The 26,652-nt window shown below is 51.1% G+C and carries 23 protein-coding genes; 12 read left to right on the top strand and 11 right to left on the bottom strand.

Translation table 11 applies throughout. The features are described from left to right. Window positions 1-217 precede the first annotated feature (217 nt). The 4 genes from ACEN9O_RS02830 to ACEN9O_RS02815 form a co-directional block, all read right to left on the bottom strand. Window positions 218-553 carry a helix-turn-helix transcriptional regulator gene (locus ACEN9O_RS02830; protein WP_495616141.1) on the bottom strand — a complete coding sequence of 112 codons (336 nt, stop codon included), beginning with the start codon at window positions 551-553 and terminating at the stop codon, window positions 218-220. 252 nt (window positions 554-805) lie between these two features. After that, complete coding sequence (locus ACEN9O_RS02825) at window positions 806-1,087, bottom strand: hypothetical protein (protein ID WP_495616140.1); 282 nt, start codon at window positions 1,085-1,087, stop codon at window positions 806-808. A gap of 174 nt (window positions 1,088-1,261) precedes the next feature. Next, window positions 1,262-1,696, bottom strand: coding sequence for a hypothetical protein (locus tag ACEN9O_RS02820; RefSeq protein WP_495616139.1), 435 nt, complete (start codon window positions 1,694-1,696; stop codon window positions 1,262-1,264). A gap of 92 nt (window positions 1,697-1,788) precedes the next feature. After that, complete coding sequence (locus ACEN9O_RS02815) at window positions 1,789-2,217, bottom strand: hypothetical protein (RefSeq protein WP_495616138.1); 429 nt, start codon at window positions 2,215-2,217, stop codon at window positions 1,789-1,791. Window positions 2,218-3,103: 886 nt separating this feature from the next. Between ACEN9O_RS02815 and ACEN9O_RS02810 the strand changes: the two genes are divergently transcribed. The 7 genes from ACEN9O_RS02810 (at window position 3,104) to ACEN9O_RS02780 (ending at window position 13,327) form a co-directional block, all read left to right on the top strand. Then, window positions 3,104-4,420 carry a hypothetical protein gene (locus ACEN9O_RS02810; protein ID WP_495616137.1) on the top strand — a complete coding sequence of 439 codons (1,317 nt, stop codon included), beginning with the start codon at window positions 3,104-3,106 and terminating at the stop codon, window positions 4,418-4,420. 5 nt (window positions 4,421-4,425) lie between these two features. Continuing rightward, complete coding sequence (locus ACEN9O_RS02805) at window positions 4,426-5,124, top strand: OmpA/MotB family protein (protein ID WP_495616136.1); 699 nt, start codon at window positions 4,426-4,428, stop codon at window positions 5,122-5,124. Continuing rightward, complete coding sequence (locus tag ACEN9O_RS02800) at window positions 5,121-5,957, top strand: HNH endonuclease signature motif containing protein (protein WP_495616135.1); 837 nt, start codon at window positions 5,121-5,123, stop codon at window positions 5,955-5,957. Before ACEN9O_RS02805 ends, ACEN9O_RS02800 begins: the two co-directional genes overlap by 4 nt. Before the next feature lie 29 nt (window positions 5,958-5,986). After that, window positions 5,987-7,735: an ATP-binding protein gene (locus ACEN9O_RS02795; RefSeq protein ID WP_495616134.1), complete on the top strand. Its 1,749-nt coding sequence runs from the start codon at window positions 5,987-5,989 to the stop codon at window positions 7,733-7,735. Between the two features lie 152 nt (window positions 7,736-7,887). Next, window positions 7,888-9,759 carry an ABC-three component system protein gene (locus tag ACEN9O_RS02790; protein ID WP_495616133.1) on the top strand — a complete coding sequence of 624 codons (1,872 nt, stop codon included), beginning with the start codon at window positions 7,888-7,890 and terminating at the stop codon, window positions 9,757-9,759. Then, the gene (locus ACEN9O_RS02785) at window positions 9,756-10,352 is read left to right on the top strand and encodes an ABC-three component system middle component 1 (RefSeq protein WP_495616132.1); all 597 of its coding nucleotides are present in this window, start codon (window positions 9,756-9,758) and stop codon (window positions 10,350-10,352) included. Before ACEN9O_RS02790 ends, ACEN9O_RS02785 begins: the two co-directional genes overlap by 4 nt. Continuing rightward, complete coding sequence (locus ACEN9O_RS02780; protein ID WP_495616131.1) at window positions 10,352-13,327, top strand: AAA family ATPase; 2,976 nt, start codon at window positions 10,352-10,354, stop codon at window positions 13,325-13,327. Before ACEN9O_RS02785 ends, ACEN9O_RS02780 begins: the two co-directional genes overlap by 1 nt. A 131-nt stretch (window positions 13,328-13,458) precedes the next feature. Here ACEN9O_RS02780 and ACEN9O_RS02775 read toward each other — a convergent pair whose 3' ends face one another. Continuing rightward, on the bottom strand, window positions 13,459-14,754 hold the full coding sequence (locus ACEN9O_RS02775; protein WP_495616130.1) for a hypothetical protein: 1,296 nt from the start codon (window positions 14,752-14,754) through the stop codon (window positions 13,459-13,461). 328 nt (window positions 14,755-15,082) lie between these two features. Here ACEN9O_RS02775 and ACEN9O_RS02770 point away from each other — a divergent pair, with 328 nt between their 5' ends. Continuing rightward, a complete protein-coding gene (locus ACEN9O_RS02770; RefSeq protein ID WP_495616129.1) occupies window positions 15,083-16,213 on the top strand; it encodes a GIY-YIG nuclease family protein in 1,131 nt (376 codons plus the stop codon). Between the two features lie 101 nt (window positions 16,214-16,314). Continuing rightward, complete coding sequence (locus ACEN9O_RS02765; RefSeq protein ID WP_495616128.1) at window positions 16,315-16,503, top strand: hypothetical protein; 189 nt, start codon at window positions 16,315-16,317, stop codon at window positions 16,501-16,503. Here the strand turns inward: ACEN9O_RS02765 and ACEN9O_RS02760 are convergent. Both ACEN9O_RS02760 and ACEN9O_RS02755 read right to left on the bottom strand, forming a co-directional pair. Next, a complete protein-coding gene (locus tag ACEN9O_RS02760; protein ID WP_495616127.1) occupies window positions 16,486-16,920 on the bottom strand; it encodes a GNAT family N-acetyltransferase in 435 nt (144 codons plus the stop codon). The genes ACEN9O_RS02765 and ACEN9O_RS02760 overlap by 18 nt on opposite strands. Before the next feature lie 107 nt (window positions 16,921-17,027). Then, window positions 17,028-17,201, bottom strand: coding sequence for a response regulator transcription factor (locus ACEN9O_RS02755; protein ID WP_495618419.1), 174 nt, complete (start codon window positions 17,199-17,201; stop codon window positions 17,028-17,030). A 359-nt stretch (window positions 17,202-17,560) separates the two neighbouring features. Between ACEN9O_RS02755 and ACEN9O_RS02750 the strand changes: the two genes are divergently transcribed. The 3 genes from ACEN9O_RS02750 (at window position 17,561) to ACEN9O_RS02740 (ending at window position 20,512) form a co-directional block, all read left to right on the top strand. Continuing rightward, window positions 17,561-18,460 (top strand): type IV toxin-antitoxin system AbiEi family antitoxin domain-containing protein, encoded by a 900-nt coding sequence (locus ACEN9O_RS02750; protein ID WP_495616126.1) that lies wholly within the window; start codon window positions 17,561-17,563, stop codon window positions 18,458-18,460. Then, the gene (locus ACEN9O_RS02745) at window positions 18,460-19,341 is read left to right on the top strand and encodes a nucleotidyl transferase AbiEii/AbiGii toxin family protein (protein ID WP_495616125.1); all 882 of its coding nucleotides are present in this window, start codon (window positions 18,460-18,462) and stop codon (window positions 19,339-19,341) included. Before ACEN9O_RS02750 ends, ACEN9O_RS02745 begins: the two co-directional genes overlap by 1 nt. Before the next feature lie 355 nt (window positions 19,342-19,696). Then, complete coding sequence (locus tag ACEN9O_RS02740) at window positions 19,697-20,512, top strand: hypothetical protein (RefSeq protein WP_495616124.1); 816 nt, start codon at window positions 19,697-19,699, stop codon at window positions 20,510-20,512. 124 nt (window positions 20,513-20,636) lie between these two features. Here the strand turns inward: ACEN9O_RS02740 and ACEN9O_RS02735 are convergent, their stop codons facing one another. The 4 genes from ACEN9O_RS02735 to ACEN9O_RS02720 all read right to left on the bottom strand — a co-directional run bounded on the left by ACEN9O_RS02735 (window position 20,637) and on the right by ACEN9O_RS02720 (window position 26,650). After that, window positions 20,637-21,515 (bottom strand): hypothetical protein, encoded by an 879-nt coding sequence (locus tag ACEN9O_RS02735; protein WP_495616123.1) that lies wholly within the window; start codon window positions 21,513-21,515, stop codon window positions 20,637-20,639. A gap of 119 nt (window positions 21,516-21,634) precedes the next feature. Continuing rightward, window positions 21,635-22,396 (bottom strand): SOS response-associated peptidase family protein, encoded by a 762-nt coding sequence (locus ACEN9O_RS02730; protein ID WP_495616122.1) that lies wholly within the window; start codon window positions 22,394-22,396, stop codon window positions 21,635-21,637. A gap of 27 nt (window positions 22,397-22,423) precedes the next feature. Beyond that, a complete protein-coding gene (locus ACEN9O_RS02725) occupies window positions 22,424-23,473 on the bottom strand; it encodes a hypothetical protein (protein WP_495616121.1) in 1,050 nt (349 codons plus the stop codon). 24 nt (window positions 23,474-23,497) lie between these two features. After that, window positions 23,498-26,650, bottom strand: coding sequence for an error-prone DNA polymerase (locus ACEN9O_RS02720; protein ID WP_495616120.1), 3,153 nt, complete (start codon window positions 26,648-26,650; stop codon window positions 23,498-23,500). Window positions 26,651-26,652 lie beyond the last annotated feature (2 nt).

Here is a 26,652-nt window from a genome sequence, read left to right as displayed (position 1 = left end):
TGCAAGATTTGGCTGCGCTGCAATTGCCACAGCATCATTCATCGAACTTAACCTCTATTCGGACAAGTTTGCATTCTAGGTGCGCATGGCGCACGTCCAGGGAAGTCGTTTGAATGATGCTGTAGCTAGTCGCCCGAGTGGGCATGGCGTGTAATTCTGTACTACGGGATTCTGCTATTTCGTTTGTGTCGCTGCCACACGTGGTATGGCCGCGCGCTTAGGCAAAATTCATACGGATGGCCTGGCGCGCTTGCATACGCTTCACCGGGTCGGAGCCCCGTGCTTTTGACTGTGGCACTTTGGCGGCGGTGACTCTCTGGGACTGTTCGATTTCGGATTCTGGTCCCCCAGCCTGAATCTCGTTGTCGTCGGCATTTCGAAGCACCTTGTCGAGCCATTTGTAAAACTCTTCTGGATGCCAGAGTATTAGTCCGCCCAGGCGTTTAGGCTTTGGCAGTACGCCGGAGTTGACGAGATTCTCAATGTTGCGGACGGAGCAGCCGATAGCCTCGGCGACGTCCTGTTTATGCATAGCTTTGAATGGTGTGGTCATAGCGCTCTTTGGTTCGATATTTGATATTGGTCGGGGTAGTTTTGATGGATTGCTTTTTCATGCTTGGGTCCTTTCGTGAATGGTGAGGTTTTACAACCTGTACTGTGAGCTGTCGTTTTTGGGACGGCGGGAAGCGCGGTTCGCGCGTGCGTCTCCGCGTAGTTCGCCCAGAGCAAACGAAGAAGCTGCAAATTCAGAGCTGAATTTGCAGCTTTACGGTGATTCAATCTGGTTCGATGTAGCCTGGTGGATTTAGCCCTCCATCCAGCGCCGCTCAATTATCTGAACTGCTTCTTCGAGCCAGCGGACGCAGATGGTCTCGTGCTCATCGTCATCAGGTAGCTTGGGTAAGTCTTCGATATCGATGTCCACTGAAGAAGTATGGACGTTGAGCGTTGCTGACACGCCATGTGCTTCTGCAATTGCATCGAACTCTGCGGCCACCAAGTGAGGTATGCGGTAGTCGCTATCGAAGCATTGCGCAATGTAGTCTGCTGAGGCAATGTAACCTAACGGAATGCTTGTAGTAATCATGTATTTCCCATTTTTTTGAGATTGTTGAAATTGAAAATTCTTATATGCAGTGCTGTCTTTCTTCGTGGAGCAATGCGCGCTCACTTTTCGTGTAGCGAGTGCTTTTAAACGGCTAGTTGAGCCTCCTTTCTAGACACGATGGGTAGGCGCTTCGTATCAGTGGAACAGGAGTGGTTAGTGCAAATTGCAGTTCGGGTAGGTGACAAACTGTTTGAAGTACGCATGCGCATCCTCCGAGTACTGCGAAGTCGTATCCCCTTTCGCTTTTGACAGTCTTTTCGGCAAGTGGCTTGCGACAAATCGGTATTCAGGCTCGTTGTTCATGTCCTGCTGAGACTGCATCTGCAAGAATCCCATCAATGTGTCATGCCAGAAAATTTGGTCTTTTATGGCACGACATTCGTGTTGGTCAAAGTTTTGACCGTCGCCATTTCTGCTTTCCGCCAAAATCTCGCTAAGTTCCACGTAGCTATCGATGCCGATTTCAGTAATGGCGCATGCCAACTGATGGCCCCGCTTAGTTGCGAAGACGAGCTCTTCGTTCACATGAACATGGACGACCAATTCGCCAACAGAGTTGCGGGTAGCGTTCAGTTTGATTTGATTCATAATTGTTTATACCGTTTTTGTGTTGTTTGGATGCCAGCGATAGGCGTAAAAAAGGCCGCTGTTTGCGGCCCTGGTTATGTGTGGAGTACTACTCAGACAAAAGGGTAGTAGATGAATTTTTTGAAGTACTGGACAGCGTCTTCTGGGCACTCTGGCGCTTCTGAAGTCGGACCGGCGACGAGCTGGTTAGGGAGAAGGCTGCGGATGAGGTGATACTCGGGGTCGTCCTTTCCTCCTGTGAGGGCCGCTAGCACCAGGCCGCCGACTAAATCGCCAAGGAATACTTGCTCATTCGCTTTCTGAGCGAACCGGTGGCCCAAGAAAGTTCCCAGCGTATCGATAGCCAGTGTGAAGTCAACTGCGGAGGTATCCAGTCCATCAACACCCATAGCATGCAGCGCATACCCCAGTTGGGTGCCCTTGGATGTTGCAAAGACTTCCTCATCGTTTACGAACAGATTCGCCACCAGGGCGCGCTTCGAGTTACGGGACATGCTCAGTTTGATTTGATTGGTGTTCATATTTGTATGCCTTTGTTTTGGTTTTAAGTTTTTAGGTAATAGGGTGCCTTAGGCATCGACCGGAAAGGCGGGCGCAAAGCGGGTGTAACGTTCGCCGATTTGGCGAGAGGGCGACGTTACGAGCGAATTGTTAAAGAGCTAACTTTTTGGTTTTGACTTGTAAACCTGGAGAGCGCGCAAGGGCTCTCGCATTTGGCTTTAATGACGCGAAGACTGGCTTCGGTATATGGAATGTGCTTCAGCGCTGAGGCTGACCCTCAGAAATGTTTCTGAGGAGTAAATAGTGCCACACGGGAATGGTGCTGTCAACTACTTTCTTTGGGGAAATCAAAGGGGTTAAGCGGGGTAGCCTGGGGTGTCGTTAAGACATTAAATTGACAATATCTTGGACGACACTAATACCAGAATGCTGAGCACTAAATCGGAAACGTTTGCTACTTTCTGGGCGGAACTATTTGGTTGAACAGCAATTACTCTCGGTAAATTGTGCCTCAGGCTCTGGCCCGTTCATCAGGCGTTGGGGCAGGAGAGTTCGAGCCAGATGATATTCAGCGGGGTTTCTTCTCGAAGGTATTGTCAGCATAAGCTCGGCCGCCAGGTTCCCGACGAATCGGAAATTCGGAGACAGTTCCCTCACGATACTACATTCACGACTGAAACTTGTGTTTTCAATTCGTGGATTCTCTGGCCTTTTGTACCTTCACGCGGTGGCGGGCGGGGCGTTGGGCACCGCTCTGTGCAAAATTCAAGTATTTGCACGCTCGTAAAGTGATAATTGGTGAGAGTTTTATGATTGCAATCGGTTACAATTGGTTGCAATATGGGAAATTTTTCATTTCCCTCGGTATGAAACTATATTGGGCTTGTTGCCCTTAAGGATATATCAGTGTCCAGTCGTAGATTTTTTTTGGTCAGCGGGCTTCTGCTTAGCCTAGTTCCTCAGTTTGCGCAAGCCAATACAGGCTTCGCATCCATCCTAGATGACCCAATCACGATTATTTTCATCGGCATCAACATCGGCTTAACGTACTACTTCACGAAGGTGAACTTTAACCGTTTTGCAGTTTCGCATGGCCCGGAAATCTTAACTACAGTCGGCATTTTAGGATGCTTCACAGGTATCGCCATCGCGCTGCTGAACTTTGACGCTTCCAAGGTCTCCACGAGCGTGCCGCACCTCTTGGGGGGCGTTAAAACCGCGTTCCTCGCGTCTGTGAGCGGTGTCGCTGGTTCGCTGCTGATTCGCTACAAGCACCACCGCCACGGCGGCCCAATTCCACAGTCGGTTGGGGCGGTGAAGGCTGCCAGCATCGATGACCTGGTCGAAGCCACTCGCGCGCTTCAGGCTAGCCTCGCAGGTAAGGAGGAGGGAAGTCTCCTCTCGCAAATGAAGTTGATGCGCCAGGAGCAGAGCGACCAGTTGCAAGGCCTTCGAGGTTCTTTCGATACATTCGCCGCTCGTATGGCAGAGGATAACTCCAAGGCTTTGATTGAAGCGCTTGAAGGTGTTATACGTGATTTCAATACGAAGCTAAGCGAACAGTTTGGTTCGAATTTTGCGAAGCTCAATTCGGCAGTGGAGCTGCTCGTCACCTGGCAACAGCAATATCGTGATGAACTGGATAAGCTCCAAACCGTGCAGCAAACAAGTGCCGGTGACTTGAGGGTGGCTGCGGCGAGTCTGAGTGCGATAACGAGCCAGGCCGAGGCCTATACGGATACTGCCACCCGGTTGCAGGAACTCCTGAGCGGGCTGGCACAGCAGCACGCCGCAATCCAGGACTCGCAACGGTCGCTGGTCACGGTACTGGTCGAGATGAAGGACGTGGCTCCACAGTTCGCCAAAAAACTGGAGGAGCTGACCGATAGCATGGGCGCAGGTGTCTTGAAAGTGCAGACCGAAGTGGCCGACGTTGTGAGAACGCTGGGCAATCAAGTTCAGGGTTCAACCGCTGAAATGAAGCAGCTACTGACCGAGACGTTGAAGAGGGCTCAGCGAGAGACGAATGAAGAGTTGGCGAAGTCGGTGGAGCTTGTGCACAACGGTGTGACGGTTCTCGACAAGGCTCTCCAAGAAGAACTGACTAAGAGCCTAGATACCCTTGGTCGCCAGCTGGCCGCGTTGTCGGAGAAGTTTGTTGCCGACTACCTGCCGTTGACCGAGCGTCTGCGTGAGGTGGTCCGAATGGCAGGGCAGCACTAGACAATATGGAACTTGAACACAGTAACCAGTCTCACTGGATTCCTCTTGCCGATTTGATGACCGGGTTGATGATGGTCTTCATGTTGCTCACCGCCGCATTTATGCTACGCGTTGAGCAGACAACTACGTTGGTTGTGAAAGAGTACGAGGAAACGAAGAGCGACATGCTTCAGGCTCTCCAGAAGGAGTTTTCGAAAGACTTGAAGCAATGGAATGCTGAGCTGCTTGGCGATATGACGATACGGTTTAACGACCCGACGGTCCTTTTTGCGACGGGGTCTGCCGAAATCAAGCCCAAGTTCAAGGAAATCCTTAAGGAGTTTTTCCCTCGCTATATCGCACTGCTGACATCCGACAAATATCACGATGCCGTAAAAGAGGTTCGCATCGAGGGACACACTAGCGTCGCATGGACGGGGCAGAACGACCCACGCGCAGCATACTTCCTGAATATGGGGCTATCTCAAGCACGCACGCGAAGCGCCTTGGAATATCTTTTGAGTGTGCCTGCGGTGAGCGGCCATCAAGCTTGGCTTATTCAACACGTTACTGCCAATGGCCTCTCGTCCTCAAAACCACTGAAGCCTGACGACAAGTCAGCCTCGGCGCAGCAGGCGAATCAGCGTGTTGAATTTCGGATTGTGACCAATGCAGGCGACAGGTTAGACCAGATTTCGCAGCAGCTAAAGGAAGAGGCGCAATGATTTTGCCAGACTTCCTAGGCTGGGTGCCGCTGAACAATCTAAGGTCGCAAATGGCAGCCCCGCTCGCGGAGAGTTTTAGCGCAATGTCCTTCAAGAGGATTGAGCTTCCGTTGATTGAACAGCTCGAAAGCGATGGCATTGATATCAACATCGAGGAAATATCCTCGCTTGCTGACGGCACGATTCAATATCGTGGTCATCGGGTTCTACTCTACATTCGAGATGTGAAAAATTACGGAGGCCGCAGTTTCACTCCGCGTTTCCACCTTACTTTCTGTAGCACGCTCAGGACCAAGCAGCGAGACCAGCAGATGTCAAAGTATGTTGTGGCCACGCGCAACGACGGGCAGTTCCTCGTGAACACCAATGAAGGTACTGGCGCATCGTCGTTAATGCAGCTAGTTGTGTGTCAAAACTGTTTAGCCGATATCGCGTGGAAGGGTTTCAATAAGTCGCAATCGCCCACTTCCCGCCTTCAACAGGCGGAAGAGTTTTCGCTAAAAGAATACTTTAAGAAGTACCAGCGAGATTTATTTGGACTGAAGCCCGAGCATGATGCTGACACGTCCCCTCGCAACGAATATCCGTCGGATTGGACATCCATTTCGGCTGCTGTAAAAGCGAATCGAGGGCACCGGTGCGAAAGCTGTAGTCGACAGCTCCTGGGTGCCGATAGTCGCTACCTTCACGCCCATCACATCAACGGCCGCAGGGATGAATCCCACGATGGGAATTTGCGTGTGCTGTGCGTAAAGTGCCATGCTGACCAGCCGGACCATGGTCACTTGAAGAGCAGCGTGGATTACGTGAATTTCATTGCGAAATTTGGATAGAGGTTTAACTTTGAATTTCTGGAAGTGCTATGTCTAGAAAAAGCCGATTTCAAGTCAATTCGCGCCTGGCAAGTCTACTCAGCCAAGAATACTCCTCCACAGAGCGGGCGTTGAAGGAACTGGTCGATAACGGATGGGACGCGGATGCGACAAAGATTGACGTGACGCTGCCAGCGCCTATGTCAACAGACCCCATCATTATCGAGGACAACGGCAGTGGCATGTCCGCAGATGAGGTTGAGAGTCACTACCTGGACATTGCCGCCGACCGACGTCAACTTCGAGGCCCGCGTACCGCTAAATTGAAACGTCAAGTAAAGGGGCGCAAAGGCGTTGGGAAATTTGCCGGTTTGATGGCCGCCGCGCATATGAAACTGGAAACCAGGAAGGATGGTTTTGAAACTTCATTCGAGTTCAATCTGACTCAACTGGCGGCTGCCCAAGACATCGAAAAACTCGACATAGAGCTAAAAATTTTGCCTTGTAAGCCCGAGCTGCAAGGCACGACGATTACGCTGACGGAACTGCACACCGGCTACGAATTCCCTAATCCAGTCACTTTCAAGCAGTTGTTGATTCAGGAGTATGGCCGCGAGCACGGTATCACCATCAATGTGGATAGCAAGCCTCTCGGCGTCGATGATGTCCAAGGACTATACAAGACCTTCACCGAAGACGTGGAAGGAGTTGGTCCTGTTGTTTTGCGATTCGCGATTCCAGACAAGAAATCGGCATCAAGAAAGCCAGGAATCCTGGTCCGTGTGCAGAATAAGCCGGTAGGCAGTCCTTACTTCTTCGGTTTGGAAGAACAAGAGGATATTCCGCAGAAGTTGATTCGTCGGCTCTACGGCGAGGTTGATGCTGATGGATTGAGTGAGTTTGTGACCGATGGTTGGAGTAGCTTGGTCGAGAACAGTGTATTGCTCGAACGAGTCAATCAATTCGTCCGACCAAGACTCGCGGAAGCAATCCAAGAAAAGTTTGGCCGCGAAATACAGCTCGCCCGTGCGAGGTTGCAGCGACAGATTAATCTGAGGTTGGCTAAACTGCCTGAGTACCGGCGGAAATACGCTGAGGAAGCTATTCAGAAAATTCTCACGCGTTCCTTTGATGAGCCGCCTGAGAAAATTGAGAACTATGTTTTCGTGCTGCTTGAGGCAATTGAACGCTCGGAATACGGTAGCGTCCTCGGACATCTTGCGGACGCCAAGCGCAGTGATGTCGCTAAAATCGCAGAAAGCCTGGACGAATTTGGCATGGTGGACATGGCGTATCTGGTGAATCAAGCAAAGGCGAGAATGGACTTTCTCGACATGCTCGACGAGCTCGTAGCAAATCCAATGACGCTGGAGGCTGAAATACACAAGGCCTTGGAGAAGAGTTTGTGGGTCTTGGGTACACCATACTCGTTATTCAGCTCAAACAAAACCCTTCAGCGCGTGGTTGAGGATGACCTCGCGAAGTCGTACACGGGAACTCGTGCAACTCTGCGCCCCGACCTGTTGGCTACAGAGGATTTGCATGGTGAATGCTTGCTTATCGAGTTCAAACGGCCTAGCCATGCATTGAACTACGAGGACTACACCCAAGTAATTCGCTATCGGCATGAGCTTCGTCCTTACATTAGTAAGCCAATAAAGGTCTTGGTCATTGGCGGTCAGGTGTCGCCTGATTTCCCCGTGAAAAGCATAGAGGATGGAGTTCGGCCGATGTCTTTTCGCGACGTTATTTCAACCGCGCGTCGAGAGTTAGAATGGAAGCTGCGCACCGAGGCGTAGATGCTGAGCGCAATGACGCATCCAGCATCTTTCGCTACTCGTTGAGTGGCAGCATCTAGACAATACTTGATAAATCGCAGTGTGACTGTATGCAAAGAAAACTTAGACTGCAAAAAGCTGATAGGTATGCCTTCTTAGTTTGCGCTCAGATAATGTCGCAGATGGTTGTTGCTTATCTGGAGGGGCGTCAAGCGGCGAAGTGGCTCGGGTGTGAGCAAGGCGCCGTACCTGACTGGGATGATATTGTGCAGGAGTTGAGTGACGGTACTCTGCGTCATACGCAAGTTAAACGCCAGGCTACTGATTTCAGTAACGATAAAGCCAAGCGCGAGTTCAAAGTTCCGAAAAAGAAGAAGGGGGACCCTGCGACATCGGCTCCCGCGTCGCCTGTACTTCGAGACCGGAGTGCCTTTGACGAGTCCATTGCAGCACTTGCTGACTGGTTTTTGCCGACAACGCTTACTGACGGCAAAGAAAGAATTTTTACAGTCCAGGTCCCCGATAGGCAGGTGAAGATTAAGCAAGAATTCGAAATGAGAAGTTTTGAAGAGTTCTGTACGCTGTGTAGTCTTAGTGCTACCACTCCTGCTGGTCTGAACGCGCACGCGCAAATGAATCCGGTTGCGGCACGCATCTTTGATTGGCTGACAACGTGGTGCGGTTTCAAAGACTGGGAGCACATCCACAAAGCGCTGCGGAATTTGAGAGTCGAAATCAAAGCTCTTGAGCCAGAGATTGAGCAAGCGGCTGAATCGATTTTAGATAGATATTTCTTTCCTGCATCGGAGGCATTCAAGGTGCTGGTGCATGACATCGAGTACGGCTCCACTGATGCAGGTGCCGCGACGCCCCGACAGATGCTGGCTTTGGTTAGTAAATTTCTCCGGCCGGAGGTTCCAATCTGGACGCAGTATGCTTTCGACGATACGTCGTTTTCTTGGGGTGTTTCAGGATGCGCAACCGGATATTTAAATGGCATTGAGGACCCAGGCCAGACTGTTCCGATTTATTGGAACGATGGCACTCAATCTGCGAAGCGACTGAAAATATGCGCTAAGTTTGACCACCAGATTTTTTCACGAAACCCGCTTGCGGTTCGGCTGATGCGATTGGCGTTGCATTTACGCGGCCCTGGCCATGCAAGCGTGGCCGAGCTTTCGCCGTGGAGTGTTGCGATTAAAGGTGCCCTTGCAAATACACTAGGCGTCACATCTGACGACTTTTTCAATCTTCAATGGGTAGAGGCTAAAGACATCTCCTACTGCGTGGACTCACGCCAACTACCTAGTGTCTTAGATACTAACCTCGAATGCGCCAACTTTGACACAGCAATGGGGAAGCTAGTTTGGGCGTTGACCAAGGCAGATGTCGGTGGGCTGATTGGAGGCATGACGGGCGGCGATTTGCAGATGCGTGTAGATGCCCTTTGGCGCAAGATTTTCCCGACTCTCGACGCAGACGCTCAAAAGGTAGATGCATTGCTTGGTGACATGTTGAATCCTTCTAGTGAAGGGCTCAAAGCTCTCGGGATTATGCGCTTGGGACCAAGGACGGTCCCGCTGCTCAGTCAGGGATTGGTGATGATGATGGTCACGGCGGTTGCATTGAGCCGCGACTCCGATATCACCGCGCTCTTGGCGGCCAAAGAAATTCGGGTAATCGCGCTGAGGTACTGGGGCGGCCCAGCATCCATGCATCGGATACCTCGTGAATTGGTGGATGATGACGATGACTCCGCGATTGAAGATTTTATGGGGAAAGAACTCTCCGACATTGTTTTGATGCCGCAAGTGCGGGCGCCACATAGCGTAGTAAATCGGGCGACCATCGCCACTGACCTGTCCTCCCAAGATAGCTTTGGTGCTCCACGCCGAGCGAGGTTAGCAGTTACCAATTCGAGGCAGTTTCGAGATGCTGTTAGAAGTGGAGAGGTCGCGAAGGTCAAGGCTCTCCTGACCTCTGAGCTCCAATTGCGCGACTCTGCGAGAGAAGAAAATATTATGAAAACTGAGCTGACGAAATGATAAAGAATCGAGAGATTGAAGCACAGGTTCGCACTCGCGCTCAACAAAGGTTCGAGGTTTCTGTGGAGGAATCGTTGGCTCTTCTTGCGGAGCCAGCGCTGACCGACGTTTCCGCGCTTAAGTTGCGTCGCGCAGCAAAGCCCGACAGTAGCGGCCGTACGGTGCTTCTGGCCGTAATTGATAAAGTCGAAGACTGGAAAATGGTCTCACGGTGGACTGCACAAGTTCGCGATATGTTGCCAGAGCCCGATACCTCGGACCTTTATCTCATTTTGCTTGCAGAAGAATTTAGTTCTCACAACTGTTCTCGGATTGAGGCAGACGAGCAGTTTTGCCGGAAGTATGTGGCCAGCTCGTTAGAGGAGATTCCATCGCTACTCGACAGAACATTCTTGGCACCACTGTCGGTGAGCGGGACCGGCGAGGGAATCGTTGACCCTGTTACGGTCGCATTCCAATCGACTCAAGCTAAGCATGCCTGGCTTACAAATACAGTACATGACCATTGGTTAAAAAGTTTCCTGAGCGAGAAGCAAGGGAAGGATTTGGTTCCCGACATTCTCGAAACCGTTTACCCAGAGATGGACTTCTAATGGATACTCAAGAACCAATTAAACTTAAGTCGATAGTCCTCAACAACATTCGTCGGTTTGGCTCCGATGTTGAAATAAAATTTGGAGCGGGTGCGACCATCTTGATTGCTCCCAACGGCTCAGGCAAGACAGCTGTGCTGGAAGCTATTGAACTGGCGCTCACATCCGGTGTTAAGCGGGTGGCCGGGCGGTGGGCGCCTCTAATCCGCGAAGGCATGGGTGGCGCGTCGGTCCAGGTCAATTTCGGTGATTGGCAGCGGGAGGTTTCGCTCACTAAGAAAAGCGTTAATGTAGTCAATGAGGGGCGGCTGGACCAAATCTTCAATGACATAAATCCAGAAGAGATTCCTTTCCTACTTCGGCTTACTCACTTACTTGACCAGCGGGACAGTGATTGGTTCTGCCAACAGCGTAGTGAGGCCGCCGGTGGGCAGCTTGCGATGTTGCCGTTGGGACGCCAAGCGTCTCAGGTGAACGCCGCTGTCGCGAAATTGAAGCCAGCGGTCTCCAAGCGACTTACCGAGTTGACAGTCAGCATCGCGGATAAGCAGAAGACGTTGGACGAATGGAATGAGCGAGTGCTTGCGCGTGATAGCGCTCAGACTGATTTGAGCAAGCCGCTGACGCCTCTACCAATGTTAGCGGAGAGTTTAGAGAAAATTACGAGCTTGTCTATTCCGCCGGGATTAAATAATGTTGCGGCGGTTCGCGAACAGTGGGCGATTGTCAGTACGGCTAACAGTCAGACATTGGCGTCAAAGGAGGCCTCGCTAAGCAACCTAGCAGGGTTGGTCCTAGTGCCTGCTACATGCGTTGAAATTGCGGACTCGCTATTGCGGCTTCGGCAGGAACTACAGACGGAAAAATCGAATCAGGCAGCGCACCAGGTTACTAGTGCCGCATTGAACGATAAGATAGTCGCGGCGGAAGCGAGTCATCGTGAGCTCGTAGCTACGGTGGCGCAAACTAGAATAGTGCTGGACCGCAAGCGCGCTCATGCAAAGTCGGCCGCCCTGCTGGCAACGCAACGACAGCGGAGAGAAGACCAGTTCCAATTACGTGAGCGAAAAAAGTTAGCGTTCGACGCGACCCAGCAGGTTCACAATGCTGCACTGAAAGCGAAGGACATCAATGCAGTGCTGGAGTCCTTGGCTGCGAACGTTGCACTTAGGCGTGGCGACCTCGCTGCGGCTAAGCAGTCTTATGCTGACTGGCAAGGCGCCGAAAGTCGGAAAAAAGTGGAAGAGCAGAACCTCACGGTTAAGGATGCTGAAATTGCATCGCTAAACGAGAGCCTTAGTAAAGTGACAGCCGAGCTAAAGCAGACTGAGCTGGAGCATCAGTCCGCTAAGTCAATTTTAACGGCGTATCAAGACGCAGCCGGAGCAATCCGAGCAGCTGTCTCGACGGTCGCCGAGAAATTACCTACTGGAACCGACAACTGCCCTGTATGCTTAGAGCCACACGGAGAGCAGAAGTTGCGTAGCAGGATTTCGGACGCGCTCAGTGCTATGGACCCACGCCTTAGTGAGGCGACTACAACTCTAAGTGTAGCTGCTGAGAAATTAAGGGCAGCACAAAAGTCGAGCGACGAAAAGAGTGCTGAACTCACAGCGGCGCAATCTTTGCGCGTTCGCTTGAGCGAAGTGATTTCTGGCATCGAATTGGAAATTAAAACTACCCGAGCTAACAGCCTTCTTCTTGGGTTTGAGCTAAGGGAAGTGCAAGAGCGGCTGGATTCGACGCAGAGAAAAATCGATAACGATAGTTCGGAGCTCGATGCTAAGCGTGCTGCGCAAGAGCCCCCGGTTAGTGTCGAGGCCATGACTCAGCTGACTGCACGTTTCAACTCCGAAAGAAGAGAAATAGAGGAATTTGACGAAGCTCTCGCTCGACTGGATGAGACGATTAGCGAAACCACGGCGGCGGTTTCTCAACTTGCCTCGTTGGTCACAGAGAATGTCACTATCGAAGAGGTTGAGCAAACATTGGCATCTCTTGAGAAGCAGGTGCTGGGGAGTTCTGCTGGCATTGAAGACGAACAAGCCAAGAAATCCGCTTTGGCTAGAACGTTGCTTGACACCGATGCTGCAATCTCTCGAATTACGCAGCAATTAGAACTGGACCAAGCGCGTTTGGAAACACAGCGCTCCATATGGGAATTGGCTGGGTTGGTGATGCCGCCTTCTGATGAGCAGCTTACGACAGTTAAAGAAAAACTGCTGGAAGAGAAGGCCGAAGCGGAAGCCGCAAAGTCGAAGCTCAGCGACATTGAGACGGAGCTCAGTTGTATCGCGGAAGCTAATGCTCTTGCGAATGCTCAGCAGGCGGTTGACGGCGCAAGGGGAGACAAGACCGAGAGCGAACATACTCAGACGTTGATGGCAGAGTTGAAGGGCGTTCAAGACGAGCACGCGCTCAGCACTGAACGCAAGAGCACGCTGGAAGAGTTTCACACGCATTTGACCAATGGTATTGAGAAAATTCGGGACAGAGTTGGGGACGTTGTTCCCTGTTGGCAGGCGATATTGCGACGCGTAGTTCAGGAGCCCCGATTCTCAGGTACTCACCTAGATTATTACAAGAGCCGCGCCAAGAACTACGCCGAGATTCAGGTTGGCTTAAGCGGAGAGCTGGTGGGGGTAGCGGATGTCGCTAGCCAAGCGCAAATGACAGATTTGCAGCTGTCATTCATGCTTGCAATGGCGACGGTGCATCAATGGTCGCCTTGGAAGGCTCTGCTGTTGGATGACCCGACTCAGCACCACGACCTTGTGCATGCATCTTCGGTGTTCGACGTGTTGCGTGATTTCATTGCAGAGCATGGTTTTCAGGTTGTAATAACCACTCACGACGCTCAGCAAGCGCGTTTCCTGATGCGTAAGCTGAGTAATGACGGAATCGACGCGAGGCTCTGGACACTTGAACCATCACTGAATGGAATGACCACAAAGCAGATAAGTGGGCATCAATAGGGAACGCTTCGTGCCCCTATTGCAATGAAGGTCGCCTATGGCTGGGGGACTCGAACACCTTCTGGTGGAAGGTCCGCAACGGCGCGTGCGTCGCCGTTCAACACTACAGTTTGGCTTTTTCGTCTTGAAATTCAGACCTTCGTCTTTTGTTCCTTGATTATATCTTGGGCATCTACTAGCGATTGCCCATACCACTTCGAATACTGCTGCCTCGATGAATGTCTGTAGTCAATATCTAAGAGGGCATCCCACCAAGGTGAGCTGGAGCGTGGCTGACCCAGGATTGAGCCTGGGAAGCTCTCGCCATTAAGTAACTTGTCGAACTCGGCAGGCTCAAGGGTCTGCCCCATGCATTGAAAACGCAGACCAGGCTTCGACAGCTCCTCGATGAGCCTAAACAGACTTAGCAGTTGTGCTCTGCCTGTGCCGCCGACGTGCGCGCTTACATGACAATATGTATTGAGATGCAGGTACTGACGTTCTCCGTACTGCAATACGATTAGAGACCCAGCCTCAGGTGAATTACTGCGTACGAAAAAGATTCGTTCAGGCTCAGAGTTTCGTATCATATCGAGTGCGTCTAACGCCTCAGGGAAAAATGGATTTGCATGGTAGAAGGGTTCTCCCTTCCCATGCAGCAGCCATTCGAGGTTCACAAAGAACAGACGGGCTATTTCCTTGAGCAATGCCATCGTCGGCTCGTCGTTGCCGCTAAGGTAATTTTCGAGGTGGGTTATTTTTTCCAGATTTAGCTGTTCTGCAATCTCAGAAATCGTGAGTTTTTCTCTCTCATTCCCCGCATTCATCAAAGTCAGAAATTTACGCAATCTTGCTGAGCGCTCGCTGCCACCTTTCGTTGGCTGCACACCTTCAGCCACCAGGGTAGGGGAGTCTTGAACAAAAAACTTTGGGAAGTGATGACGGGCCACATCGACATGCTTTGCCAGGAGAGCGGTAATGTCGTCCCATCCCATCACTGTGACTGAAAATCTACCGCTGCTCACACGGGCTTGTGTCAACGCGAGCACCTTTGCTTGCAGGCCCGCATCGCGACGAGCGGTGGTCGCGATGATTAGGTGATGCAGTGGAGTGGGCATCTGGTCAGCCTTCGCAACCTCAACTTGTATTTCTGAGTAGAGCAGCTTTCCTGGCACACCGACGCGAACTTTACACTGAACAGCATGTACCTCTGCGCCTCCATTGGGCCTACCGATAATATCGATTCCAAATTGGTTCTGGCCCGGAACGCCGTAGAGCTGAGCTGAGCTATCTTCCCAATATCGTCGAAATAGCTCCAAGCAGAGATATTCAAAGTCTACTGATTGGGTAGGGGCTGGAATCGGTAGCTGATGCACGCTCATTGTTTGACAAGGATTCTTTTGTTTGAAACAGTATAAACAGTTTGTTGTAGTAATCTTCGCTGTCATGCGAGAAATTGGAGCTTGGCATAGCTCATGCCCCTTCGAGGGCTAGTTGACCTATTTAGCACATCATTCTAGCAACTGCTTAGTTCTCAGTGTATCGTCATTGGACGCCAATGGACTCGTTATATCTTCCCACATCCTGAAGGCTCCCTGTGTATCGGATGCTCAAACCTACCGCGCATTAGTGTCATAGTTGCTAACGCTGAATTTATGCGCGACGCGGGCGGCTCTGATGGCAAGGAACTGGCTTCCAGAAAATAGTGAAAGCAAAGATGGCCATCGCGCTACACGCGACTGGATAGATTAGATAGCTCAACAGCTTAAGAATTTTATGAACAACCTAACTATAAGCAAGCCTTGGTGGGAGCACTTGGTGCCGAAGACAATGATTTCTCGCCGCCGAGAGGTCGAGGCGCTGCTGAACAGGTTCATCAACTCCTCGCCGAACGGCTTAGAGTGGGCAAAAATTGCGACAAGTCCGTTCGGGGTTTTTAGGCTAATGGTTGGACAAACCCTCCCGCTCGTACACCTGATTTTCATGGATGGCCGCCCGGGATTCGTAGCTCCTCTAAAAAAATTTAGACTAGGGCATCGGACTGTAGGCCCAGAGTCAGAGTATTTGTCCGGAAAAGCGCTTGCGGAGAACGAGCACGCGTTGCAACCAATTATAGCTATTGAGTTGGTTACTGACCCGGTCTATGTGGCAGCAGCGGCAATAGGTAAACTAAAAATTGATGAGACTAAAATTGTAAGACCGAGCCAGATATTTTCGATTCCAGCAAACCTTTTACTTTCACCCCAGCACTCGCCTGAACTTGCCTATGTAATTTATCAGCACATTTTTGGCAATGGCTCTTCTTACCCTAATGACGGATTTTTCTACGTTGGCGTCACCAAGAGGAGTTGGCAAAAGCGTTGGTCTGAGCACAAACGCGCAATTGATACGGGAAGTCCTTTGTTATTTCATCGTAGGTACAGAGAGGAAAAGGATAAGGGAAGGGTCACTTACATTAATCACAAGGTAATGGGCGTGACGGATAATCTTGAGTTGCTCTATGCGGCAGAGGAATTTCTTGTTGAAGGTCACTGGGACGATGAGCGTCGTCTCAATATGATTCCTGGCGGGAAATCAGGACTGAGGTACTTAAGAGAGAATGGACTACTTGAAAAATCTGTTGTTCCGTTACCTGATGAGCGCTACCAAATTGTCGATAAGTGGCTTAGAGAAAATCCACGTAAGGGCTTGCCTGCGCCATGGGTTGCAGAAAAATGGAAAGATAATGACTGGGCCATTGCGCAGATTTGCGGGCGTGATGGTCGGCTGTCGGTGGAACAAGTGCGAGCCATTCGCGAGCTAGCGAAAAGCCACACTGCGGAGGAAATTTACGAGCGCATTGGCGCGAAAGACGTAGCCCAGGTTACTCGTGTACTCGACGGGCGTACATACGCGCGCGTCGACTAGATATTGTGAGAAGGGATTGCTACGCGCTCCATCGCAGATTAAAACTCAGCTACACTTCTAGCTTTCCCCGTGGAGAATCCTCTACCATAATCCGGAGTCAAATGAATCAACAAGACTCTGTACAGCCACAACCGGAAAAATCCGCAGAACGAATGTTCGCAGAAGTTGCTGGCGGCAGCTGGTACGCGATTCCTCCCGCGATGATTGAGTCATTTCGCCAAACCGGTGCTGACGTAGTCCGCGCATCAGAATTGCCACAAAATTGCGAAAGTTCAGATTGCGTCGGCTGATTCCGTCAAGCTTCTTCTTCCGATAAGTTTGCGGTCTATACGCAAGATATTGAACCCCATCTTCTCCCAAAAGCTTGCTGACGTGTGTGGCGAGCATTCGACCATCAACTCGCTTGCTCCATTAGCCCGCGCTTCCTCGACAAGAAACGACACCAAATAAGCCCCAATCCCACGCCTGCGCATGTCGTGGCGTACCTCGAGCACGCTATCTCCGGTGACCAGGCTTCCCCAGAAATACGCCACCGCGTTGTCGCCCTTGTCTGCAACGACGAGCATCCCTTTTTCCTTGAAAACAAGAAGCGTCGTTGGCCAGTTCACCGCAAGTGAGTCGAGTTCACGCGTGGTAGCCAACCATCGCTCGATTATGGTGAGGTCAGCTTTTGTGGCTGGTCTAATGGTCCAGTTGGAGGAGCTCATTTCTACTGTCTAAGATATTGAAGGCGGGGCTGAATTTTATCTGGACACCGATTCCTGAGCAGCCGAGTACTTCAATCTTCTCATCGAATGCGTCATTACGTCAGTCGCTAATTCAGGCGCACCAGACCACGCTTGGCCGCGACGACCGTGGCTTCTCTGGTTGTCCGCGCATCGAGCTTACTCATGATGCTCTTAACATGAAATTTTACCGTGCCGATGCAAATTCCGACGGTGTGGGCGATAAGCTTATTGCTCATGCCCGTAGCGAGATATGCGAGGATTGCTTGGGGGCACGTTCTAACGTGTTTAGGACGGCGAGTAGGGGAAATTTCCGCCTTGTTGTATCGCCGGGCCGCAGAAAGACGGAAGGCGCCTGTATGCTAAAATCCGTCCTTAGGACGGATTTTAGCATACAGGCAGATGAATCGCCTGAATTTTTAAAAATTGTTTTTTTGCAATGTTATTGCGTGCCCTTGCTTTTCATGTATCGCCCTGCTACACTGCGTCCTAAGGACGCAGTGTAGCAGGGCGATAGGTGTATCCAGCTGCCGAGGGTGATGGGATGTGCGCTTCGAATATCGAATGAAGACTAGACTAGACTAACCTTACGTTAAAGTGATTAAACAACCGGACTCGAATTTTGAACCTACCTGAGAACTATGAGCGCATTGCTAGGGTAGCAGCAGCTCTTTCTACGATGCGCGCGCCTGCATTATCCTCGTATGAGCTCGGGAAACTTCTCTACCTTGATGGCTTCTTTGGCAACGAAAAAAGAGCGAAAGAAGAGTTTGAGAAAATTTTAGGCACCATTGTGAGCCTACATTTACTAACGCCGTCCGGTATCGCGAGCTCCTATACACTCTTCGGAAAAGGCACCGCTGAGCCTAGGGAAATCATATGTGCTTTGGACCCATTTTCCTACGTATCTCACTTAAGCGCCATGGAATATCATGGGCTAACTGACCGTTTCCCCAAGATTCTTTATATGACCAGGCCTGCGCTTGGGTTGTGGAAAAAGCAAGCTGAAGAGAAAATGTCTAAGGACCTTGGTGGGCAGCTAGAACACTATCGGTCCATCGGGCTACCTACGCTGGTCAGGCACAAATTTAAGGAAATTGGGAAAACCCTGGTCGATTTTCAAGAAAGGTCGCAGTTAGGGGCATTTCGAGTAGTACCAAATTCCTCATTACGAGTTGCAACTATCGGTAGAGTATTTTTAGACATGCTAAGAGAGCCGAATCGGTGCGGCGGGATTCAGCATGTCTTGGATGTTTATAAAGAGGAGGCTAGCCGGTACCTTAAGCTGATAACAGATGAAATTGAGCAACACGGACAGCCAATCGATAAGGTTCGAGCAGGATTTGTTCTTTCCGAAGTTTGCGGACTAGATAGTCCGGTCTTTAAGACTTGGGAGCAATTTGCTCAGCGAGGAGGCTCGCGAAAGCTTGACCATGAAAATGAGTTTGCAGCTAGGTACTCCGACCGATGGATGCTCTCAATCAACGTTCCATCTGTATCCATTAAAAAAGAGGAGTCTTAATGAGTGGTGCCTTAACAGAAGAGATTGACGTAGCTGCTTGGGTGGCGAAGGCGGAAGGAAAAGAGCGAACTTTCCGGGAGGCCGTGCATATCGTTATCACAGCGATAAGCAAATCGACAGCGTTGCAATCCACCATGGTGATGAAAGGGGGCATGCTAATGGCGATTCGCTATAACAGCTCAAGGTTCACGAAGGATGCGGACTTTTCGACCCGCGATAAATACCTGGAAGGTAACGAAAAAGCTCTCCTCCAAGCGCTAAATGAACAAATTGATGTTGCCAATGATACTTTGCCCTATGACACGATGTGTCGTTGCCAGCGCTATGAACTCAAACCCAAACGAGCAGACGCTACGTACCCCACGCTACAGGTAAATATAGGTTTTGCACGCCGAAGCAAACCGCTAGAACTCGCTAAATTGTTGGATGGGCAGGCGCCAAACATCGTATCAATCGACTACAGCTATAACGAAGCTGTTTTGGATGTGGAAGTGTTAAGCCTCGGAGACGGGGAGACGATTCGAGCATATAGTTATCTGAATCTATTGGCGGAAAAATATCGGTCGCTGCTTCAACAACCTATTCGGAAGCGAAACCGCGAACAAGACATTTACGACATCAATCTCTTGGTAACTGGGGAGAATAAGATTCAACCAGAGGAGGCGAAAAGTTTGCTCACCTTAATCATCAACTCTAGCCGGGAAAGAGGGGTAGATGCAAAACAGAATTCCATGGCCGACCCAGCGGTGCGTTCGATGGCTGAAAGTGGATATGCCGCACTGACTGACCAGGTCGAAGGGGACCTCCCTCCGTTCGAGAAGTCTTATGCTACGGCTCAAGATATTTACGAATCGCTACCTTGGAAGAGCGTTGAAAACTGACTGGCAAAATAACGCTAGTGCCACTATATTGGTCTGCGACAATTATTCTACATTTCGCAAATTCATCCTGTAAAGTCGAGAGCACAGGAAAGGGGCGATTCCCGCCGTCACCCGAAAATTTTCTCCTAGCGTATCTTGGAGCGTCTTAGTTGAAAGTATTCGTTAAAGTCAGCCCATTAGAACAGGCTGTTTTTTTCTGTTGTAGCGGCAGGTCTGAGGAGGCTCCATAATCTGGAGACTCGACTTACCCCTTAGAATTTCACCATTATTTGCATAATGGTGAAAACGCGAATGGCGAGGGGTTGTACGAGGTCGCGCCGAACATACCAAGTGGTCTTTGTTAAGTGAGCGTGTGATGCTTGATATGGTTACTAATAAATTGTACAAGAACGACGATGATTGGTTGGCGTTGAGTGTAGAGAAGATTGTTCATTTCTTCGATGAAGACTCAGATGGACGCCAACATGCGAGCAGTATCAAAGCTATCGTTGGCGAGGAATTGGCGTTCGCCTGCATGATGAAATACTTCGAGGACAAGGGAGAGTGCGCGAGCTTATTGGTCGACGAGCGTAACAATCGGATTTCGTGTACGACAGGGGGGCGAAAAGGGTTTCAACTAGATGGATGGCTGAAGGTCAGTTCGAAAAGGGAGACAGTTTTCTATCAGACGGAAGTCAAGTCTTGGTCTTTCCACGGGTATGGCGGAAAGGACCGCCAGTTGCCGTTGGTTGCTGCGGCCGGTTTCGATGACGTTGAAGTTAAGGTTGCCAATCTCGAGATGTACAGAGCTGCATTGAATGGTGAAGGAGACCGAGACTACGACTTGTTGAGAAAGGTGCTTTTCAAGATGCGCGTGCCAAACGGTTATGCGCATGAGGTTGCCATGTCATCCCCGAAGGCAATGCTGTGCATTTGGGAGGCAGTGTGCGAAAAAGACGACCGCGTTGGAATTCCACTCTTTCCAATGAAGGTCAAGCGCTTCGAGACTGCGAGGCGCTTTAGGGATGAAGTGGAGTTGGCCGGCGGAGATTTCGCCGAAATTTATATTTTCTCAGTTTCGAATTATTTACGTTCGAAGTTGGCAGAGAAAAATGCAGTTAAAACTATACGGCTGTATTTGCCAAAAATTGCGGAACGTCAGCGCATTCTTGCTGGTCTGTTTGGAGGCTGAAACAGTAACTTTGAGATTCGAGTGTGGTAACCCGACTGGCCAGACTGCGGGTGTCAGGCCGCCGACACATGTCGGCGTGCAATGGCCTTTCGCTGTGTCATTCGTCACCCAGCAGATAAACAAGCTATGGCCTCATCTTCTTACCAGGCTTTGCAGGTTGCAGCGGCGGCACCCCATTGGGCGAAGAACTAACCAGCAGATGATTCTGGGCGAACTCTACCATTGAGAGAGTGCTAGTCGAACCGTCTGCTGCAACTGCCATGACTGTGTCGTACATCCAGCTAGAAGTGTCCATTGAACCATCAACGCACTTTGCGGCTAGCAATGTCCGAACGTAGTCCTTGAACTTCGATAGTTGCCAGCCTAACGATTTCAAATCGTCGAGATTAACCGACGCTCCATCAGGGATATCGAGGGCTGTAGACTTATGATTACACCAGTCTCCCCAGTAAGATTGAGCCGCCACTTCGAGGGTGTGTTGGGCCCACGTCGGTTTCCACGCGTTGACCAATGCTGTCGCAGGAACGGAAGCGTTAGTAGACACATCTGGAACCATCTTCCCATAGACGAGAATGTGCGGGGGAAGCATATCCAGGCTCTTGATGAGCCGCCATACTTCGGTTAGCTCCGTAAAAGCTCTATTCGCCGTGTTCACTTTTTCCGGTGACACGTCTTCCCATTTTTTCAGCTTTCCGAAGATTGGATACTTATTTTGTTCAGCTTTAAAGTCAGCTTTAGTGCGCTTGAATTCAATGAGAAGCCATCGGTCTTGACCGCTAAAGCTTACCATCGCATCCCCCGCTGCCTCTGCCGTGGAACTCAAAGGCGCTAGGACCGAGTTCGGCTTGAAGTATTTTTTTGCAAAGACCCACTCTACCGTCTTTTCCCAGTAGTTGACCTCACTTCGCTGAGTGCCACTTGTCGTTGACTGCCTTTCACCTCCGATAATGCTAAGGCGAGCTTGTATGGCCCTTTGGATTTCAAATTTTTCTTGCTCAGTCAATCTTCGTCCTTAATCATTGATGTTCAGGCTTACGGTTTCACCTGAAGTGGTCGGGGGGAGCGATTGGCTTCCTGTCGTAGACTTTAACTCTATTAGGCCGAGGTTGGCGAAAATTTGCTTCAAAATAGGTCTCGTTGGACCGTCGAAGACAATGTGTTGGACGCCGGTTGGGCTGCATTTCCGTCCTTCGGTGTTTTGGGCGCCGGTGCGGCATGAAGAAGTTCGGCAGGGTAGAGTTGGACCAACGCTCGCGCAAACTCCGGATTTGTTGAGCTGAGCCAGTCGTCGTAATCTTCGGGCCGTAAGATGGCCACACCGCGTTTTTCATCATCGGAGTGAAAGCGTTTCAGCAGCGGATGTTCATTTGCGTTTAGGGTGAAATGCGTGAATGAGTTCGTGATTGAGCCGTCCTCCTCTTCCCAAGTACGCCACATTCCAGGTAGGCCGAACGGTTCTTTGCTCGCTAGTTCCAACGCCCAGCGTTCGTGTTTCCCAGTTTCCCAGTTTGGTTCGAACACTGCTAGGGCGGGCACGATGCAAAGCTGCTGTTGGAGCCAGAATCGTTTGTAGTTGACCTTGCTTCCGACCTCTTCGGAGCGAGCGTTCATGGTATCCATCGAAATGCGTTTGCGCTTAACTTGCTTCCCCTCCGCTATCGCCAGCTCTTCGTCCTTGGTCAGCTTCTTGAATGGGCGGTGGCGTTGCGGGACGAAGCCGTAACTTCCGAGCATCCCTCTGCGTTGGCCGTTGTCGTCATGGATGATGAACGGAGCTTTGTAGTCTCTATAGATTTCCTCGCGCCAGTCCTCGTTGATTTCGAGCGGCGTTCTAAACCAATCGAAGGCCATTTGACGGCTGACGGTGATGTAGTTGACGCACATGGGAGCTCCATTTTTGCGGATTCTTAATTAGGCATTTTTTTCGTGCGGATACTCGGTTACATCGAGCGTGGTGTCTACCCACTTGAAGCACCAGTCCGCGATTCCTTCGCAGCCCACAGACAAGTATGTTGCGGGAGTCTCAATCTCAAAGTGCATCAGATATGCTATGCGTTTCAAAATATGCTCCTGCTCGTCTTCTCTGAGGCCGTCCCACCAGGAGACTCTGAAGGCGTGGTTTTCGCAGCTTGAGGTTACGAAGCGTAGAAGTGCATCAGAAAACCGCCCTCCAGCTTGCGCGTAATTCAAGAGCGACTGAATGAACGGCACGCATGTTTTGCTACTTGAATTATGCCAAGCAAAGCAAAATCCCCAACCTAGTTGTGTTGGTGCCGTGAAGAAGGTGATTAGGTCTAGAGCTTCATCCAAATTTCCGATGTCTTGCAATCGCGTCCCTTGGAAATCGAAATCTGGATAGAGCAAACCCGATGCTTGCATAAAACACTCGTCAGGCGAGTCAAAGATAACGTATTCGAACTGTTCAAATTGCTTGGCCCGCAGAGCATAGTCGTACGTGGCCTTGTGTCGTTCAAGTCGAGCAAATCCGAGCGCATGCCCGAAACCGGAAGCTTTAATGACCCCTCGTTGCCAGTCGTCCAATCCAGGAATTTTTTCTGCCTCGTTTGCGACAAGAACTGCATTCTCCTTGACGAAATATTCTCTAGTAAGGCAGCGGTAAGCATACAGTGCAATTTGCTCTAAGTCGCGCTCTAATGGGCGGTTATCTATCGGCTCGAACAGTTCATTGTCGTGAAATTTGCAAAACCCATCAAACGTGGATGCGATGCCTATACCGACCTTTTTGAAGGCTGGAATCCCTCCTGATTTTTTTAGTTGACCGATGTCGGCGTTCAACCGATAGACATGTCCCTCTTCCGCTATTTTCGCCAATTGGCCTTGCTTCTGGATAGAGTGCGCACTTATGATTTGGTCGCAACCTATCCCACTGTCAAAGTGTAGACAGCGGCCACGGCTATCGTGCTGCTTCATTAAGCGCAGGTATTCGTTTAGGAATGTCATGCTCTAGTTTAACCCGACTCCGGTTCAATGGAAATTTCGTGACCGAGTTTCTAGTTCTCCAAGTAGATGAGAGCAGTCAACGAGGCGCTTGGCAATCAGGTTTCGAACCCCCTGTTTCGATTGCCATACCCCATAGACGCCGAGGAGCTGTGAGGTCATCAGTTCACGGCGTTGTTGCTCAACTAAGTTGGGCCATACGATGATATTAATGGTCCCGAACTCATCTTCGAGCGTCAAGAAAATCACGCCATTAGCGGTCTCCGGTCGCTGGCGAACAGTTACGATTCCGCAGCCACGTGCGAGCTGACCGTCCTGGAAGTCGTTCAACACCTCCGACGGTGTGAATCGCATCTTGTACAGGCGGTCTCGAAGTAGGGTGAGCGGGTGGCGCCCAAGTGTAAGTCCGACATGCCGGTAGTCGGATATGATGTCCTCACCTTCGGTGGGTGGTGCCAGCTCTAGCTTGGGCTCTGAAATTGACGCGCTTCGCAGCAGGCCTTTGTCAGGAACGCTCGCTGCGGCATCCCACATTGCTGTACGACGATTACCGGTTAGTGATGCAAGTGCGTTGGCTGAGGCCAACGCTTTCATTTGAGCCGCTGTAAGGTCAGCACGCGTGGCCAAGTCTCTTGTGTCTGCGAATTCTCTCGCGGCCCTCGCTTCTTCGATACGCCAAGCTGCGTCACGTTCCAAACCATTTATATTATTTAGGCCCAATCTGACGGCCGGTGAGGCGGTGCTTGAAGGTTCGAGGGTGGCCTCCCATCCACTCGCGCAAACATCGACAGGACGAACTTCCACCTTATGACGGCGCGCATCCTGGACCAACGAGGAACGGCTGTAGAACCCCATCGGTTGGCTATTCAGAAGCGCGGCCAGAAATTCGGCCGGATGATGGCATTTGAGCCAGCTACTGGCGTATGCGAGAAGCGCGAAGGAGTGTGCATGCGACTCGGGAAATCCATATTCGGCAAATCCCCTTATCTGACCGATGATTGAGGTCGCAAATTCAGACGAGTACCCGCGCGCCGCCATTCCGGTCATTAGTTGGTTTTCAAACTGTTCCAGGCCACCTTTCCTCTTCCATGCAGCCATCGCGCGACGTAGGCGGTCCGCCTCACCAGGCGTGAAGCCTGCGGCCGTCATAGCAATGGACATCACCTGTTCCTGGAAAATCGGAATGCCCAAGGTTCTTTTCAGAACAGCTTCTATTTCGGGGCTTGGGTAGGTTACTGGTTCCTCACCCCGTCGACGACGAAGATAGGGATGAATCATGCCACCTTGGATTGGACCGGGGCGGATAATCGCGACCTCAATGACTAAGTCGTAGAATTCGCGCGGCTGCATGCGGGGGAGCATCGACATTTGGGCGCGAGATTCGATTTGGAAAACCCCAACAGTATCGGCCTTGGAAATCATGGCGTAGGTAGCAGAGTCCTCATGAGGTATGTCTCCTAGCTCGAAAAGCTCACCACGCTGTTGGGAAATTAGCTCAAGTGTGCGTGAAAGGCAGGAGAGCATTCCGAGCGCAAGGATATCTATTTTCAGCAGGCCGATGGCATCGATATCGTCTTTATCCCACTGTATGACCGTGCGCTCCACCATCGCTGCGTTCTCAATTGGGACCAAGCGTGATAAGGGCCCGCGAGAAATCACGAAGCCACCGGGATGTTGCGAGAGGTGGCGTGGAAACCGCATCATCCGGTCTGCGATGTACCCCCACTTTTCTACAACCGGAGAGTTCGGGTCGAATCCACACGTAATTAGACGTTGATGAAGGTCGGATTGCCCACCCCAGCCATGGCTGGCCTTTGCCACTTTGTCGACGATGGATAGGTCTACGCCAAGTACTCGGCCGACATCGCGTATAACGCTGCGCGGTCGATATGAAATGACCACAGCGGTCAATGCGGCCCTGGTCCGCCCGTATTTTCGGTAGATGTACTGAATGACTTCCTCTCGACGCTGGTGCTCGAAATCCACGTCAATGTCAGGCGGCTCGTCGCGCTCGCGTGAGATAAATCTTTCGAATAAAAGTGTTCCGCGTGACGGGTCAACCTCAGTAATGCCAAGGCAGTAGCAGACAGCGCTATTCGCCGCAGAACCTCGCCCCTGGCACAAAATTTTCTGTGAGCGCGCGAATCGGACGATATCAAACACGGTAAGGAAATATGGCTCATATTCCATTTCGGCGATGAGCTCGAGTTCGTACTCAAGTTGTGCTTGAACGTTGGCGGGAATGGCGTGTGGGTAGCGCCAATGGGCTCCAATGTATGCCTGCTCTCTCAAATAGTCGGCCGCTGTTCGTCCCTCCGGCACAATCTCACCAGGGTATTCGTACTTGAGCTCGTCCAATGAGAACGTGCACAGTTGCGCTACCCGAATCGTTTCATCTAGAGCTTGGCGAGGATATAGATTACCTAGGCGAAGCCGTGACCGCAAATGCGCTTCCGCGTTCGACGCGAGCAAGTAGCCGCACTGTGCAATCGGAGTGTTGTGGCGGATAGCCGTCATCGTGTCCTGGATGACTTTCATTGACCGGAGATGCATCATTACGTCTCCCGTTGCGACGATTGGGAGACTAAACTCAGCGGAGATGGCCTCAGTCATAGTGCGATGTCGGTCATCCTCAGCGCGGTAGTGGAGAGTAAGTGCGACACGCGCCCGGCCTGGTGCGCAGCGAACTAGCCACTCGGCCTGACGTTCGACTTCTTCGTACGGGGCCTGATATTTGGGGCACAAAATGAGCTGGCAGTCAGGAAGTCCTTTGAGGTGAGCGAGCGCTGCTTCTGGACTGGCGACATCCTTTGGTCGAACGAGATACTTGCCTTTTTCCGCACGTGTCCTCGCTACTGTAATGAGTTCACTTAAATTTCCATATCCATTCCTATTCATGGCTAGGACCAAGACCATAAATGCGGGTGAGCCATCCTCGGGCGTCACCAGCATTTGGCTCCCGATAATCAGATGCAGCTTGCGCTCCTTCGCTTCCACATGCGCTTTCACTACGCCTGCCAATGAGCATTCGTCAGCAATGGCCAGGGCCTTATAGCCTAACTGAGCTGCGCGCTGAACCAGGTGCTCAGGAGGGGAGGCTCCCCTCAAAAACGAATAGTGAGTGACGCACTGTAGTTCCGCGTAGTCAGGCAATGTGGATGGTGGCTTTAGCGTCTCCATAG

This window comes from Duganella sp. Dugasp78 (genome assembly GCF_059491455.1).
Note: the sequence above shows the minus strand (reverse complement) of the source record. Positions and strands in the feature narration are given on the sequence as shown.